This window comes from Aromatoleum buckelii (genome assembly GCF_012910785.2).
GTDB classification, from domain to species: domain Bacteria; phylum Pseudomonadota; class Gammaproteobacteria; order Burkholderiales; family Rhodocyclaceae; genus Aromatoleum; species Aromatoleum buckelii.
Window position 1 is genome coordinate 1,710,449 of the sequence record NZ_WTVH02000010.1, and the last position, 13,916, is coordinate 1,724,364.

Here is a 13,916-nt window from a genome sequence, read left to right on the forward strand (position 1 = left end):
CCCGCGTAAAACATCGGCTCTTCCAGTCCATCCATCGAGTTTACCGTCACGTTTACCGTCAAGTCGCAGCCGCTCATCCTGACCGCACCGCGCACGGGGAGCCTCCTTCGTTGAACCTCTACTGGCGGCAGTCAATGCTCCGGCTCAATTGTAGTCAGCCAGTTCTCTGTCATGACGTCAGGGTATCTTGCGAAGTCCTTCGTGTTGTTGGTGACGACCGTAACGCCGAGCGCCGCCGCATGGGCTGCAATCAACTTGTCCAGATGATCCTTCCTGCTCTCGCGCGAGGCCAGTCGGATCGGACCATACGCGATTGCCGCTTCGGCATCGAACGGCATGACCGGAATATCCTGAATGAGGTCGTCAAGATTCGCCCGCTCGCACCCCGGATCGGCCGATACCGCTACGCCGTATTGAAGTTCGGCAAAGGTGATAGCGGACATCACGACATCACCCACATAGCACTGAGCAAATCGTCGAGCGACCTCCTCCGGATGGTTCTTCATCAGGTAGATGCACATGTTGGTGTCGAGCATGTAGCGCGCCATCACAGTGAATCCCTTTCGGCTTGCTCCTGATCGCCGCGACCTTCAGCCATGAAGTCCGGGGAGAACCTCGCGAACTTGGCCATTACACCCGCGAGAGACCGACGAGCGGGACGAATGCGTAACTCGTCGCCAACGCGTTCGATTTCCAGCTCGATGTCGGTGCGTTCGAAAGCCAGGTCCGATGGAATGCGCACGGCTTGTGAATTGCCGTTTTTGAATGCACGCGTGGTGTGCATGGCGAGCTCCTGCAGTGGATGTACGGTGTGTGTACACTAGAACAAGCGAGCCATTTTTGTAAATACATGGATGTACATGCGTGGAACGAAAGATCGCTGGTGTCGCCCTGATCCCCTACCGAACCGATTCGAGTTCACCAGCCGGCCTCGGGCCGCATCCCCGACCGCCTTGTCCTGCGCTCACTCCCTTGCTCTTCGTTGAGCCCCCGCCGCGCCTGTCGCGGCCGCTCCGGTGCCGCCTCGTCGCCAGCCGCGCTCCCGCGCACTGGCAATACCGTCGCCGCCCCCTTCAAGCGCCAATGTTAGGCGGCCAGGGCGCTTCTCTGGACCATACATCGAGGACTGTGGTCAGGCGCCCCCACGTTCTCCCCGGTGCAATTCTTCTGCCGGCTGCCGAACTGCCAAGCGATCTGGACCGCCATCTCGCCGTTCAGGTACCCATCACACAGCGCGTCCGGGATCGAACCGGTGACACCTGGAGCCACGATCCGGCTTACAAATCTTTAATATCAATAGGGCACCTCGAATAACCCGAGGTTTTCTGTAAATCCCGCCGCGCAACCATGATCGCGACCGAGTTCGGTTCAGTTCCTTCGGCAAATCATCGCTTCTTCCCGCGATGTCGCCCCGTTTTTGCCTCGAATCGCCTCGGGAACCGGCGATTCGGCCCATTTCGGGCGTCAGAAGGCCTCGATTCCGGCTTCCTGGAAATAGACCAACCGCTTCAGGTTGTAGCAGGCGGCCATCGTCGTCATCGCAAAGCTCGCCCGCGCCTGGCCGATCGTGCGGATCAGCTTGCCGCCCATCTGCGCGATGGCGGCAAACGGATGCTCGACCCGCGCGCGTGTCTTGGCGATGCGTTTGTTGCGTCGCTGCTGGCACTCGGACAGCGGCTTGTTGCGCTTGCCCTTCCGCTGGATCTGGTTGCGAAAGCCGTTCTCCTTCAGCCTGGCTTCACGCCCCTCGGACGGGTAGCCCCGATCGGCATAGACGTCGCGGCTCGTGTTGCTCGTGTCGAAGACGTTGTCGAAGTGCTGGCTGTCGTGCGTGCTGGCAGTATCGGTCTCGATCCGGCGGATGATCTTGTACTTCTTGTCGACGTTGATCGACAGCTTGTAGCCGAAGTGGCTCTTGCCGTGCTTCTTGGTCCAGGTCGCATCCAGATCCTTCTGGCGCCGCTTCGCCGGGCGCCACGAGGCGGGCATCGCACCTTGCTCGATCAGCTCTTTCTCGCCTCGGTTGTTGTGCTGCTTGGGCGCCGGTACCAGGGTGGCGTCGATGATCTGGCCGCCGCGGGCGATGAAGCCTTTCTTGAGCAGTTGTGCAGAGACGCCGTCGAACAGCGCCTGCGCGCCCGCTGCGCCGATGCGGTTCTCGAAGGTCCACACCGTGGTGCGGTCGGGGACGTTCGTCGCGTTCGCCAGGCTGCAGAAGCGTTTATAGCTCATGCGGTCGAGCAACGGGTATTCCATCTGCTCATCCGAGAGGTTGTACAGGCGCTTCAACACCAGAATCCGAACCATCGTCTCGGTCGGGTACGGCGGACGCCCGCCCTGCGCGCTGACCGGTCGCGGCGCGACCCGATCGACCTCGGCCGCCAGCGCCGCAAAGTCGATGTGCGACTCGATCTCGGCCAGCGGATCGCCCAGCGAGTCGATTTTCTTGCGGTGCCGTTCGTCAGCGAACAGGTCGGTCTTGAGGGCGCTACGCGGTTTCATCGATGTCGGCTATGGCGAGATTGAGGGCGCTGTAATTTTACCAAGGGCGGGCGAGTCGAGGTTTTTCGAGGCGCCCGTCAGTACCGCCGCAATCTAACCTTGATCGCGTAGCGCCGGGTCGGAGACTACTTCGCTAAAGTGATCAAAAATTAACTGTCGAAGCCATCTGTTTGCCGGATCGCGGTGATACCGCGCGTGCCAGAAGAGTTTGATGGCAATCTCGGGTAGGTTGGCCGGATGCGGGACGGCGACGAGATCAAACGGCTCCACGCAACGCATGGCCAAGCGCTCGGGGACAGTTGCAATAAGGTTGGTCGAGTGCAGGATGTGTCCGACCGCGACAAAGTGCGGCACTACCAAGCGGACGTTGCGACGCACTCCTGCACGATCAAGCATGGTGTCGACCTCACCGTGCCCTGTACCGGCCGACACGACCAGGACGTGCTCTAGCGACTGAAATAGCTCCAGCCTCATCGGTCGATCGGCTGCGGGATGACCGCGGCGGAACATGCACACGTAGCGCTGCTTGAACAGTCGCCGCTGAAAGAATCCTGCCTGTAGTTGTGGGATTAATCCGATCGCCAGATCCACCTTCCCTGCCTCCATGTCCTCCTTGAGACTGGCCGCGGTATTGCGGACAGTACTGATCCGGACCTTAGGGGCAAGCCGTGTGACGACTTCCATCAGCTCGGGCAGAAAGTAGATCTCACCAATATCGGTAATCGCCAGCGTGAAGGTTCTTGCGCTGGTAGCGGGATCGTAGATCACGTTCTGGTTCAAGGCGCTGTGAAGTGTCCCCAGCGCGTATGCGACCGGCTCCGCAAGTTGCAGCGCGAAGGGCGTGGGCTCCATGCCACGCGCCGTACGCAGAAAGAGTTCGTCCTTCAGGAGCGTGCGCAGACGCTTCAATGCATTGCTCACGGCCGGCTGCGTGATGCCCAAGGTTTCCGCAACGGTCGAAACCCGTCCGTCTATGAGTAGCTGATTGAAGACGACCAGGAGGTTCAGATCGATGTCACGCAGCTGCATGGCTCCTCGCAATATTCACATCAGTGATGGCGACAATCATAACTGCTTTATCGACTTATAAGACCACCTTCTCCATGATCCGCTCAACGCATCATCTTGCATCGGACGCAGACCATGGAACTCCTTGTACAACCGACCAATCGCCGCCTGTCCTTCAACAGCGGCGCCAACCTTCTCGAGGTACTTCGCGAGAACGGCGTTCCCGTTTCATACAGCTGCATGTCCGGGCGTTGCGGAACCTGTCGCTGCCGGGTCATCGACGGTGACGTCGTTGATTCAGGGCCAGAAGCCGGACGCCCGAACCTCATCGGCGAGCGTCATGTGCTCGCCTGCCAGTCGGTGCTCTCCGGCAATTGCGCGATCGAAATTCTGGAAGCCGACGAAATCGTCACTCACCCGGCGCGCATCATCAAGGGAACGGTGGTCGCCGTCGAGTCGCCCACTCACGACATCCGTCGCCTCCGCGTCCGCCTCGCTAAGCCCCTCGAGTTCTCGCCCGGACAGTACGCGACACTGCAGTTCAGCCCCGAGCACGTACGTCCCTATTCGATGGCAGGGCTGCCACAAGACGACGAGATGGAGTTCCACATACGCAAGGTGCCGGGTGGACGCGTCACGGAGTATGTCTTCGAGCACGTCCGCGAAGGGGCAAGCATCAAGTTGAGCGGTCCCCTTGGCACAGCCTATCTGCGCCAGGCCCACACCGGACCGATGCTGTGCGTGGGTGGAGGGACCGGACTCGCACCAGTGCTGTCGATTGTTCGGGGCGCGCTCGCGGCGGGCATGTCGAACCCCATCCATCTCTATTTCGGCGTGCGCAGCCCGCAGGATCTCTACGACGCCGAACGCCTCCAGGCGCTCGCCGAGCGCCACCCGAACCTGATCGTACATGTCGTGATCGCCACCGGCCATCCAGTCCCTGGGCAGCGCGCTGGCCTCGTGACCGATGCGATCGAGAGCGATCTGCCAAACCTCGCCGGCTGGCGCGCCTACCTGTGCGGCGCACCGGCGATGGTCGAGGCGCTCAGTCTGCTGGTCGCGCGCCTCGGCATGAATCCGGCCCACGTGCATGCCGACGCCTTCTATCCCAGCGGAACCTGACAGCTTCCCCTGCCCCGACCGGACTGCGCCGGGGACGCTTCACCCAACCCATAACACCACGGAGACACCAACATGAGCGGCAATCCCACGGTATTTCCCAAAGACCCCGTCTGGCCAGGCGAAGGCTCGAGCCGAATCCCATTCTGGGCCTATACCCGCGACGATCTGTACAAGCAGGAACTCGAGCGCTTCTTCTACTCGGGCCACTGGTGCTACGTCGGCCTCGAGGCCGAGATCCCCAATCCCGGTGACTTCCGTCGTACCGTCATCGGCGAGCGCTCGGTGATCATGGTTCGCGACACGAACGGCGCGATCAACGTCGTGGAAAACGTCTGTGCCCATCGCGGCATGCGCTTCTGCCGCGAGCGCCACGGCAACCGCAAGGACTTCTTCTGCCCGTACCACCAGTGGAACTACAGCCTTGAGGGCAATCTGCAGGGCGTGCCGTTCCGGCGGGGGGTCAAGCAGGACGGCAAGATCAATGGCGGCATGCCGCCCGAATTCAAACTGGAAGAGCACGGCCTGACAAAGCTGAAGGTGGCCACGCGTGGCGGCGTTGTCTTTGCATCCTTCGACCACGACGTCGAGCCCCTGGAGGAATTCCTTGGCCCGACCATCCTGCAGTACTTCGACCGAGTGTTCAACGGCCGCAAGCTCAAGGTGCTCGGCTATCGCAGGCAGCGCATCCCGGGCAACTGGAAGCTGATGCAGGAGAACATCAAGGATCCGTATCACCCGGGACTGCTCCACACCTGGTTCTCCACCTTCGGCCTGTGGCGCGCCGATAACAAGTCCCAGTTGCGGATGGACGAGCACTTCCGCCACGCCGCAATGATCTCGACCCGCGGTCAAGGTGGAAAAAACGACGAGGTCGTGAGCGGCGTCGACAGCTTCAAGGATCAGATGAAGGTTAACGATCCGCGCCTGCTCGACATCGTTCCGGAACCCTGGTGGAACGGGCCGACGGCCGTCATGACCACCGTGTTTCCCAGCGTGATCATTCAGCAGCAGGTGAACAGTGTCTCGACACGGCATATCCAGCCCAACGGACACGGCTCCTTCGACTTCGTGTGGACGCATTTCGGCTTCGAGGACGACTCCGAGGAGATGACGCAACGGCGCCTTATCCAGGCCAACCTCTTTGGGCCTGCCGGTTTCGTCTCCGCTGACGACGGTGAAGTCATCGAGTGGTCGCAAGAGGGGTTCGAGCAGAACCCGGCTCACCGCACCGTTGTTGAGATGGGTGGTTACGACATCGCCGACTCCGAGCACATGGTGACCGAAACCCTGATCCGGGGCATGTACGCCTACTGGCGCAAAGTGATGGGGCAATGAAAATGACAATCGACTTTCAGACCTACTTCGAACTGCTGAACCTATATAGCGATTACGCCATGGCAGTGGATTCCGCCGAATGGGAGAAGTGGCCCGACTTCTTCGTCGAGGACGGCACCTATCGCCTGCAGCCGCGTGAGAACTTCGAGCAGGGCCTGCCGCTGTGCCTGCTGGCGCTGGAGAGCCGCGCCATGATCAAGGACCGCGTCTATGGGGTGAAGGAGACGATGTACCACGACCCCTACTACCAGCGTCACATCGTGGGCACGCCCCGGGTGATCTCGGTCGAAGGCGGTCGCGATGCGGACACGATCCACAGCGAGGCCAACTACCTCGTGGTGCGCACGAAATACGACGGCGAATCCACCGTTTTCAACAGCGGCCACTACCGTGACGTCATCGTGCGCACGCCCGATGGGCTCCGCCTCAAGTCGCGCCTCTGTATCTATGACACGGAGATGATCCCGAACTCGATCATCTACCCCATCTGAGGAACCCCGAAATGCAGCTGAACTGGATTGATGCGGCCGCACGCGATGCGGTGCCCGCCGGCGACGTAATCGGCGTCGCGGTGGCCGGCAAGGACATCGCCCTCTATGAGGTGGAGGGCCAAATCTTCGCCACCTCGAACATCTGCACCCACGGCCGCGCGAGGATGAGCGACGGCTTCCTGGACGGTCGCGAGATCGAATGCCCGCTGCACCAGGGGAAGTTCGACGTGTGCACCGGCAAGGCCCTCTGCGCTCCCCTGACTGAAGACATACCAACCCATCCGGTGAAGATCGAAAACGGGCGCATCTACGTCGCGCTCGACTAATAAATGGTCCCCGGCCACCCCCATCCCCAAGCATTAGAGAGTGAGAGAGACATGAACACGCGCAACAAAGGAACCTTGTCGGCGCTGGCCCTGGTTGCTGTGACCGGCATGGCGCACGCGGACATCAAGATCGGCTTTTCCGCCCCCCTCTCCGGCCCCGTTGCCGCAGTGGGCCAAGACCAGTACGACGGTTTCATGCTGGCACTGGAGGCGCGCGGCGGCAAGCTGGGCGGGCAGACGGTGAATGTGCTGCGCGAGGATGACCAGTTGAAGCCGGAGCTGGGCAACCAGATCGCGCGCAAGTTTGTCGACCGCGACAAGGTGGACGCCATCGTCGGTCTGGGCTTCTCCAACGTCCTGATGGCCAGCCTGCCGCGCATCGTCGAATCCGGCACGGTCGCGATCGCCACCAACGCCGGGCCGTCAGTGCTCGCAGGCAAGGGCTGCGTCCCCAACGTCTTCTCGGTCGCCTGGCAGAACGACGGCTCGGCCGAGGCGATGGGCAAGTACGCTCAGGACAAGGGCTACAAGCGCGTCTACTTGATGGCGCCCAACTACCAGGCAGGCAAGGATTTCATCGGCGGCTTCAAGCGCTTCTACAAGGGCGAGATCGTCGACGAGGTGTACACCCAGGTCAACCAGCCGGATTATTCGGCGGAGATCGCCCAGTTGCAGGCCGCGGCGCCGGATGCAGTGTTCGTGTTCTACCCCGGCGGGATGGGGGTGAATTTCGTCAAACAGTTCAGCCAGGCCGGGCTGACGAAGAAACTGCCGCTCCTGTCCGCCTTTACTGTCGACGGCACGACGCTTCCTTCCTTGCGCGACGCCGCCGTCGGCACCGTGTCGGGGGCCGTGTGGGACGTCGCGCTCAGCACTCAAGGAAACCGTGAGTTCATCGACAGCTTCACGAAGAAGTACGGGCGCACGCCGAGTGCCTATGCAGCAGTCGGCTACGACGCGGCGAACCTGCTGGACATCGCCGTCCGCAAGGTGGGCGGGAACACAAGCGACAAGGCCGCGTTCACGGCAGCGGTCAAATCGGCCGGTGCGGAACTGAAATCATTGCGAGGGCCGTTCCGTTTCAATCACAACAATCTGCCCATTCAAAACTACTACGCTTTCCAAACCGTGAGCGAGGGCGGCCGCGTCACCGCGAAGATGGTGGGGACACCACTCCCTGAACATCAGGACACCTACGCCGTAGAGTGCAAGCAGAGGTAATCGTCATGACGTTCTCGCTCTTGCTCGCGCAGCTTCTCAATGGACTGCAATACGGTGTGCTGCTGTTCCTGCTTGCGGCGGGACTCACCCTGGTGTTCGGCATCATGAGCTTCGTAAACCTCGCTCATGGTTCGCTCTACATGCTGGGGGCGTACGCAGCAGCGGTGGTGACCGGCGCAACTGACTCCTTCGCGCTGGGCGTTTTCGCCGCGCTCGCAACCGGAACTGTAGTGGGCATGCTGCTCGAATCGGCGGCCGTCTCGCGCCTGTATCGACGTGACCACCTCGACCACGTGCTCGCGACCTTCGGCTTGGTGCTGTTCTTCAACGAGATGACACGCATGATCTGGGGGCCGCAACCACTCTTCGTGGCATTGCCTGAATCCCTGTCGGGGACGATCGATATCTTCGGGTTCAGCTATCCCGCATACCGCTTCCTTATCATCGCCGTGGGCCTGGCGGTCGCCATTGGTAGCAGCTGGCTGATCCACAAGGCCCGGGTCGGCATGCTGGTACGCGCAGGTTCCGTTAATCCGCAGATGGTGGGTGCCCTCGGGGTGAACATCCGGCTCCTCAACGCGATGCTGTTCGCCCTCGGCGCCGCCTTGGCGGCACTCGCCGGCGCGATGGCAGCCCCCATCCTGTCGGTGCAGAGCGGCATGGGTGAGCCGGTGCTGATCACAACCCTGGTTGTCATCGTCATCGGCGGCATCGGTTCGGTAAGCGGCGCGTTCTATGCAGCACTCATCGTCGGTCTGACCGACACGCTAGGACGAACCTACCTGCCACTTCTGATGCGTGAGTTCGCGAGCCGCGACGTTGCTAATGCGGCCGGCCCGGCGCTCGCCTCGATGCTGGTGTATCTGCTCATGGCGGTGGTTCTTGCCGTTCGCCCGCAGGGACTCTTTCCCGCGCACAAGGGGTAAATCATGAGAATGTCCTTAAGTACCGGCAACGCACTGCCGGTGGCCCTGCTCGCCGGTCTCGCGCTGCTGCCCTTTGCCGCAGCCGCCGCCGATGAGCCCTTCTTCACCGCATTTTTCGCCCGCGTGCTGATCTACGCGATCGCGGCTACCGCGCTCAATGTGGCACTCGGTCTTGGCGGATTGGTGAGCCTCGGTCACGCACTGTTCCTTGGACTTGGCATGTACAGCGTGGCCCTGCCTGCGCACTTCGGTATCGCGAACGGCTGGATCCATGTCGCCGCATGCGTCGCCTCGTGCGGGGTGGTTGGGATCCTGACCGGCTATGTGAGCCTGCGAACCTCCGGTATCGCCTTCATCATGATCACGCTCGCGTTTGCACAGATGGGATATTTCCTCATCGTGAGCCTGAAGCAGTTCGGGGGTGACGACGGGATGGCGATCCCGGTCGCGAGCGAGTTCTTCGGTTTCAGCCTCGGCTCGCCCGATTCCGTATATGGGGTAGCGTTCTGTCTCCTCGTGGCACTCACGGTATGGATCGCTCGATTGCGCTCGGCGCCGTTCGGGATGACGCTGCGGGCTGGACGCCAGAACGCCCGCCGGGTCGCATCGGTAGGCCTCTCACTCTCGCGCTATCAGCTCACCGCATACGTTCTGTCTGCAATCCTGTGCGGGCTCGCAGGGATGCTGCTGGCAAACCTCAATGCGTACGCTTCACCGAGCAGCATGTCCTGGATGGTCTCGGGCGAACTCATCGTGATGGTGGTCCTCGGCGGCATGGGCTCGGTGTTCGGCCCCTTCCTTGGAACAGTCGCCTTCCTTGGTATCGAAGAAATGTTGAAGGCCGTCACGGAACACTGGATGGCCGTATTCGGAATCCTGATCCTCGCCGTCGCCCTGCTGGGCAAGGCGGGCATCGCTGGTCTCCTCGCCCGCTCCGGCCGCTCCAACAGCCCCGCGCGCAAGGGTGCCAAGGGTCCGCTGCTCGCAGAATCGGGAGTACAGCCATGAGCGCCCTGCTGCAAACGGAAAACCTTACCAAGCGTTACGGCGCGCTGGTGGTAACGGACGACGTATCCCTGACTGTTGAAGAGGGTGAGCTCCACGCGATCATCGGCCCCAACGGGGCGGGCAAGACAACCCTGATCAATCAGCTCTCCGGGGAGTTGGCTCCGAATGGCGGCGCCGTGCGCTTTGCTGGCAAGAACGTCACCGCCGCGGGTATCGACAGACGCGCGCGCCAAGGTCTGCTGCGTTCGTACCAGATCACATCGGTGTTCGACGAATTTACCGTTCGCGAGAACGCAACGCTCGCAGCCCTCGGGACGCAACGGCACGCCTTTTCGTTCTGGACGAGCCTGCTCAACGACCAGAAGGCGCTCGAAGCCGCCGACGAGGGCATCGCGGCCGCCGGCCTTGCCGCGCTCGCGGACGTCCATGCGTCGGATCTCGGATATGGCGAGCGACGCCAACTGGAGCTGGCAATGGCTCTGGCTGCCCGTCCGCGCTTCCTCCTTCTCGATGAGCCGATGGCTGGCATGAGCGTGCAGGAATCGGCTGCGGTCGTGGCGCTCCTTCAGTCACTCAAGCGCAAGTACACGATTCTGCTGGTGGAGCACGACATGAACGCTGTGTTCGCCCTCGCCGACCGAATCAGCGTGCTCGTGTACGGAAAGCTCCTGGTGTCAGGCACCCCCGACGAAATCCGCAATAACGCCGAAGTTCGGGCGATCTATCTTGGCGAAGAAGAGGTGGGCCATTCATGAACTCACTGCTCAAGGTCGCCGGCCTTCGTGCCGGCTATGGACAGCCCAGGTCCTTTTCGGGGTCGACTTTTCGGTCGCTGAAGGCGAGGTCGTTACACTCCTCGGCCGGAACGGAATGGGGCGCTCGACGGCCATCAAGTGTCTATTCGGCCTGCTGACCGCGTCAGACGGGTCGATCGAGTTTGCGGGCGAACAGATCGGAGGCCTGCCGTCCTATCAGATCGCAAAACGCGGGCTCGGCCTGGTTCCAGAAGGTCGGCAGATCTTCCCCAACCTGACGGTGGAGGAAAACCTTGTCGCGACCGCCCGGGCACGGACCAATCACGACTTGCAGCCATGGACGCTCGACCGGGTCTACGGCTTCTTTCCCCGCCTGCGCGAACGCCGGAGCAATCTCGGCTCGCAACTCTCGGGCGGAGAACAACAGATGCTCGCGATCGGCCGGGCGCTCCTCACCAACCCGCGACTCATGGTGCTCGACGAGGCCACCGAAGGCCTCGCCCCGCTCATCCGCGCCGAAATCTGGCACGCGCTAGGCGAACTCAAGGCGGAGGGGCTGTCCCTCATCGTCATCGACAAGAACCTTGGTCCACTCCTCGATCTGGCCGATCGCCACTTCGTCATCGAGAAGGGTCAGGTCGTTTGGTCCGGAGATTCGTCGGCATTGCGCTCCGAGCCGAGAGTTGTGCACGAGTACCTCGGCGTGTGACCCCACCTACCGACCACGAAGATGAGACATCCACGAGGTGAATCCATGAACGACCCGAAATCCATTGCGACGGGAATCATCCGCGCCGAGCACCGGGCGCTGGCAGCCGTCATCAACAGCATGAAGTCCCTGGTGGCGGAGATTCGCGCCGGCCGACTCACTGCGGACTATCGGCTGTTCTGGTCGATGATCCACTACATCGATGCATTTCCCGACCAACTTCACCATCCGAAAGAGGACGACTGGCTGTTCGCACGCATCCGGCAACGGACCCAGGCGGCGGATGGCCTGATTGAAGAGTTGTCCAGTCAGCACGCAGCGTGCGAAGCCGAGTTGCACCACCTGCGAAAGGCGCTAGGGAACTGCGAGGCCGGTGTCGCTGGTGCGCTCGAAAGTCTGGAAGCGGCCATGCAGCGCTATGCGGAGTTCACTTGGCACCACATGGCGACCGAAGAGCGAGAGATCCTGCCGATCGGCGAAGCCTGCCTGACTGCAGCGGATTGGGAGGAGATCGCCCACGCCTTCCAAGAGAACTGCGACCCCCTGACCGGGCAGCAGGAGGGCGCGCAATTCCTGGCGCTCTTCCGACAGATCGTCGAACGAACCCCCGCACCGATGGGGCTGGGCACACGACAGGCGTCCTGACCACCGCCGCGAACATCCCTACACCCAGTCGAGACACTCCCGAACAGGAATGAATGACATGCACGCACTCGGAACTCTTGAGGACCTCCCCCTCAGCTATCGCGAAGCCCTCAGCGCACAAAACCTCGTCCCCTTGTGGCCCAGTCTGCGTTCGGTGCTACCGCCGGGCAAGCCAGCATTGCGCACACGACCGACACACTGGCCCTACTCCTCACTGCGCCCCCTGCTGCTGCAGGCCGGTGAACTCACCCCGGTCGAAAAGGCGGAGCGCCGCGTACTGGTGCTGGCCAATCCTGGCCACGGGTTGGAAAAGATGCAAGCGAGCTCGAGCATCTATCTCGGCATGCAGCTTCTGCTGCCCGGCGAGTGGGCCCCGGCGCACCGCCACACCCCCAACGCCGTACGCATGATCGTCGAGGGCGAAGGGGCGTATACCACGGTCGAGGGCGAGAAATGCCCGATGAGCCGCGGCGACCTGATCCTCACCCCGACCGGCCTGTGGCACGAGCACGGGCACGACGGCACGGCCCCGGTGATCTGGCTCGACGTGCTCGATCTGCCGCTCGTCTATTACACCGAGACCTCCTACGCAATCGAAGGCAAGGAGCAGCACGTTACTGCCACCGAGCGCGAACGTCGGTACGCGCGCGGCGGCGTCGTACCCTCGCCGGTGTTCGCCCGCGACGCCGCTCGACGCAATCCGATGCTGCGCTATGCCTGGTCGGATACCCATGCGGCCTTGCTGAGTCTAGCCGCTGCCGAACCGCAGATCGAGGCCGTGCAGGTCGCCTACGTCAATCCCGAGACAGGCGCCGACTGCCAGAACATTCTGGGCTACTCAGCCCTGATGCTGCGTCCGGGCGAAACGCTGCGCTTGCCTGCACGCTCGCCCGCGATGGTGTTCCATCTGATTGAGGGCGGCGCGGAGATCGTTGTTGGCGAAACCCCCTTCGCCCTCACACAGGCCGACACGTGCTGCGCACCTGGTTACACCCCGGTGACGCTGACGAACCGCTCCGCCAGCACGCCCGCCTTCCTCTTCATTGCGGATGAGACACCGCTACACAAGAAGCTTGGCGTCTACGAAACCCGCGCCTGAGTCGGAACCGCCATCGACCTCCCCTTCCTGAGAGACTGAACATGAGCCAGAAAGAATATCTGTGGAACCCGGCACCGGTGTACTCGCTTCCGGTGCGCGGCAGCGACGCCCGCCTTCCCGTCAAGCGCATCTTCTGCGTCGGCCGCAACTACCACGCCCACGCGATCGAGATGGATCGCCCCGTCGACAAGGCGACGATGCGCCCCTTCTACTTCCTGAAGGATCCCTCCACCCTGGTGGAGTCAGGAGCCTCCGTGCCCTACCCCACCGGCACCACGAACTATCACTATGAGATGGAGCTGGTGGTGGCAATCGGCATTCCCGGTTTCCGTGTGCCGGCCGATGAAGCGCACACCCTGATCTACGGCTATGCCGCAGGCCTCGACATGACCCGTCGCGACCTTCAACTCGTCGCACGCGAGCAGGGCCGCCCGTGGGACCTGGGCAAGAACTTTGAGAAGTCAGCGGTTTGCTCGGAGATCGTGCCCGCAGACGCGTTGGGCGTGCTCGACGCCGGTGCTATCCAGCTCGAAGTCAATGGTCAGATCAAGCAGAGTTCCGACCTGCAACTACTCATCTGGAACATCAGGGAAATCATCGCTGACCTGTCCCAGTTCTATCACCTTGAACCCGGCGACCTCATCTACACAGGCACGCCCGAAGGCGTCGGTGCGGTGAAGTCCGGCGACAGGATCTCCGGCCACATCGATCGCGTCGGCGAAGTCGCGCTGACCATCGGCGCAGCGGAATAGTCCGTCACGTCGCAGCC

The 13,916-nt window shown here is 62.1% G+C and carries 16 protein-coding genes and 1 pseudogene; 13 read left to right on the top strand and 4 right to left on the bottom strand.

What is annotated here, in order from left to right; translation table 11 throughout:
• Positions 1–131: 131 nt before the first annotated feature.
• The 4 genes from GO608_RS18715 to GO608_RS18730 form a co-directional block, all read right to left on the bottom strand.
• Entirely contained in the window at positions 132–548 is a 417-nt protein-coding gene (locus GO608_RS18715; protein ID WP_169198440.1) for a type II toxin-antitoxin system VapC family toxin, read from the bottom strand.
• On the bottom strand, positions 548–784 hold the full coding sequence (vapB, locus tag GO608_RS18720) for a type II toxin-antitoxin system VapB family antitoxin (protein WP_053421869.1): 237 nt from the start codon (positions 782–784) through the stop codon (positions 548–550). The genes GO608_RS18715 and vapB overlap by 1 nt, the downstream gene beginning before the upstream one ends.
• 680 nt (positions 785–1,464) lie before the next feature.
• Positions 1,465–2,502 (bottom strand): IS5 family transposase, encoded by a 1,038-nt coding sequence (locus GO608_RS18725; RefSeq protein WP_169198439.1) that lies wholly within the window; start codon positions 2,500–2,502, stop codon positions 1,465–1,467.
• Between the two features lie 93 nt (positions 2,503–2,595).
• Positions 2,596–3,531: a LysR family transcriptional regulator gene (locus GO608_RS18730; RefSeq protein ID WP_169198438.1), complete on the bottom strand. Its 936-nt coding sequence runs from the start codon at positions 3,529–3,531 to the stop codon at positions 2,596–2,598.
• A gap of 114 nt (positions 3,532–3,645) precedes the next feature.
• Here GO608_RS18730 and GO608_RS18735 point away from each other — a divergent pair, with 114 nt between their 5' ends.
• The 13 genes and pseudogenes from GO608_RS18735 to GO608_RS18790 all read left to right on the top strand — a co-directional run bounded on the left by GO608_RS18735 (position 3,646) and on the right by GO608_RS18790 (position 13,899).
• Positions 3,646–4,632, top strand: a complete 987-nt coding sequence (locus tag GO608_RS18735) for a 2Fe-2S iron-sulfur cluster-binding protein (RefSeq protein ID WP_169198437.1) — start codon at positions 3,646–3,648, stop codon at positions 4,630–4,632.
• Between the two features lie 72 nt (positions 4,633–4,704).
• Complete coding sequence (locus GO608_RS18740; RefSeq protein WP_169198436.1) at positions 4,705–5,967, top strand: aromatic ring-hydroxylating dioxygenase subunit alpha; 1,263 nt, start codon at positions 4,705–4,707, stop codon at positions 5,965–5,967.
• Positions 5,964–6,458, top strand: a complete 495-nt coding sequence (locus GO608_RS18745; RefSeq protein ID WP_211159370.1) for an aromatic-ring-hydroxylating dioxygenase subunit beta — start codon at positions 5,964–5,966, stop codon at positions 6,456–6,458. The genes GO608_RS18740 and GO608_RS18745 overlap by 4 nt, the downstream gene beginning before the upstream one ends.
• A gap of 11 nt (positions 6,459–6,469) precedes the next feature.
• Positions 6,470–6,784: a non-heme iron oxygenase ferredoxin subunit gene (locus GO608_RS18750; protein ID WP_169198434.1), complete on the top strand. Its 315-nt coding sequence runs from the start codon at positions 6,470–6,472 to the stop codon at positions 6,782–6,784.
• A gap of 51 nt (positions 6,785–6,835) precedes the next feature.
• Positions 6,836–8,005 (top strand): ABC transporter substrate-binding protein, encoded by a 1,170-nt coding sequence (locus GO608_RS18755; protein WP_169198433.1) that lies wholly within the window; start codon positions 6,836–6,838, stop codon positions 8,003–8,005.
• A gap of 5 nt (positions 8,006–8,010) precedes the next feature.
• Positions 8,011–8,931, top strand: a complete 921-nt coding sequence (locus GO608_RS18760; protein WP_169198432.1) for a branched-chain amino acid ABC transporter permease — start codon at positions 8,011–8,013, stop codon at positions 8,929–8,931.
• A gap of 3 nt (positions 8,932–8,934) precedes the next feature.
• Positions 8,935–9,939 (top strand): branched-chain amino acid ABC transporter permease, encoded by a 1,005-nt coding sequence (locus GO608_RS18765; protein ID WP_169198431.1) that lies wholly within the window; start codon positions 8,935–8,937, stop codon positions 9,937–9,939.
• A gap of 65 nt (positions 9,940–10,004) precedes the next feature.
• Positions 10,005–10,451: pseudogene (locus GO608_RS19730) on the top strand (ATP-binding cassette domain-containing protein); the annotation flags it as partial.
• 99 nt (positions 10,452–10,550) lie between these two features.
• Entirely contained in the window at positions 10,551–10,694 is a 144-nt protein-coding gene (locus GO608_RS19735) for an ABC transporter ATP-binding protein C-terminal domain-containing protein (RefSeq protein ID WP_425532316.1), read from the top strand.
• A gap of 115 nt (positions 10,695–10,809) precedes the next feature.
• Positions 10,810–11,403, top strand: a complete 594-nt coding sequence (locus tag GO608_RS18775) for an ABC transporter ATP-binding protein (protein ID WP_247003311.1) — start codon at positions 10,810–10,812, stop codon at positions 11,401–11,403.
• 45 nt (positions 11,404–11,448) lie between these two features.
• The gene (locus tag GO608_RS18780) at positions 11,449–12,048 is read left to right on the top strand and encodes a hemerythrin domain-containing protein (protein WP_169198429.1); all 600 of its coding nucleotides are present in this window, start codon (positions 11,449–11,451) and stop codon (positions 12,046–12,048) included.
• A gap of 49 nt (positions 12,049–12,097) precedes the next feature.
• The gene (locus GO608_RS18785; RefSeq protein ID WP_247003313.1) at positions 12,098–13,147 is read left to right on the top strand and encodes a cupin domain-containing protein; all 1,050 of its coding nucleotides are present in this window, start codon (positions 12,098–12,100) and stop codon (positions 13,145–13,147) included.
• 41 nt (positions 13,148–13,188) lie between these two features.
• Positions 13,189–13,899, top strand: a complete 711-nt coding sequence (locus tag GO608_RS18790) for a fumarylacetoacetate hydrolase family protein (RefSeq protein WP_169198428.1) — start codon at positions 13,189–13,191, stop codon at positions 13,897–13,899.
• Positions 13,900–13,916 lie beyond the last annotated feature (17 nt).

Coding starts and splice junctions, on each gene's coding strand:
- GO608_RS18715 (WP_169198440.1), bottom strand. CDS start 548: ATGGCGCGCTACATGCTCGACACCAACATGTGCATCTACCTGATGAAG.
- vapB (WP_053421869.1), bottom strand. CDS start 784: ATGCACACCACGCGTGCATTCAAAAACGGCAATTCACAAGCCGTGCGC.
- GO608_RS18725 (WP_169198439.1), bottom strand. CDS start 2,502: ATGAAACCGCGTAGCGCCCTCAAGACCGACCTGTTCGCTGACGAACGG.
- GO608_RS18730 (WP_169198438.1), bottom strand. CDS start 3,531: ATGCAGCTGCGTGACATCGATCTGAACCTCCTGGTCGTCTTCAATCAG.
- GO608_RS18735 (WP_169198437.1), top strand. CDS start 3,646: ATGGAACTCCTTGTACAACCGACCAATCGCCGCCTGTCCTTCAACAGC.
- GO608_RS18740 (WP_169198436.1), top strand. CDS start 4,705: ATGAGCGGCAATCCCACGGTATTTCCCAAAGACCCCGTCTGGCCAGGC.
- GO608_RS18745 (WP_211159370.1), top strand. CDS start 5,964: ATGAAAATGACAATCGACTTTCAGACCTACTTCGAACTGCTGAACCTA.
- GO608_RS18750 (WP_169198434.1), top strand. CDS start 6,470: ATGCAGCTGAACTGGATTGATGCGGCCGCACGCGATGCGGTGCCCGCC.
- GO608_RS18755 (WP_169198433.1), top strand. CDS start 6,836: ATGAACACGCGCAACAAAGGAACCTTGTCGGCGCTGGCCCTGGTTGCT.
- GO608_RS18760 (WP_169198432.1), top strand. CDS start 8,011: ATGACGTTCTCGCTCTTGCTCGCGCAGCTTCTCAATGGACTGCAATAC.
- GO608_RS18765 (WP_169198431.1), top strand. CDS start 8,935: ATGAGAATGTCCTTAAGTACCGGCAACGCACTGCCGGTGGCCCTGCTC.
- GO608_RS19735 (WP_425532316.1), top strand. CDS start 10,551: ATGAACGCTGTGTTCGCCCTCGCCGACCGAATCAGCGTGCTCGTGTAC.
- GO608_RS18775 (WP_247003311.1), top strand. CDS start 10,810: ATGGGGCGCTCGACGGCCATCAAGTGTCTATTCGGCCTGCTGACCGCG.
- GO608_RS18780 (WP_169198429.1), top strand. CDS start 11,449: ATGAACGACCCGAAATCCATTGCGACGGGAATCATCCGCGCCGAGCAC.
- GO608_RS18785 (WP_247003313.1), top strand. CDS start 12,098: ATGAATGACATGCACGCACTCGGAACTCTTGAGGACCTCCCCCTCAGC.
- GO608_RS18790 (WP_169198428.1), top strand. CDS start 13,189: ATGAGCCAGAAAGAATATCTGTGGAACCCGGCACCGGTGTACTCGCTT.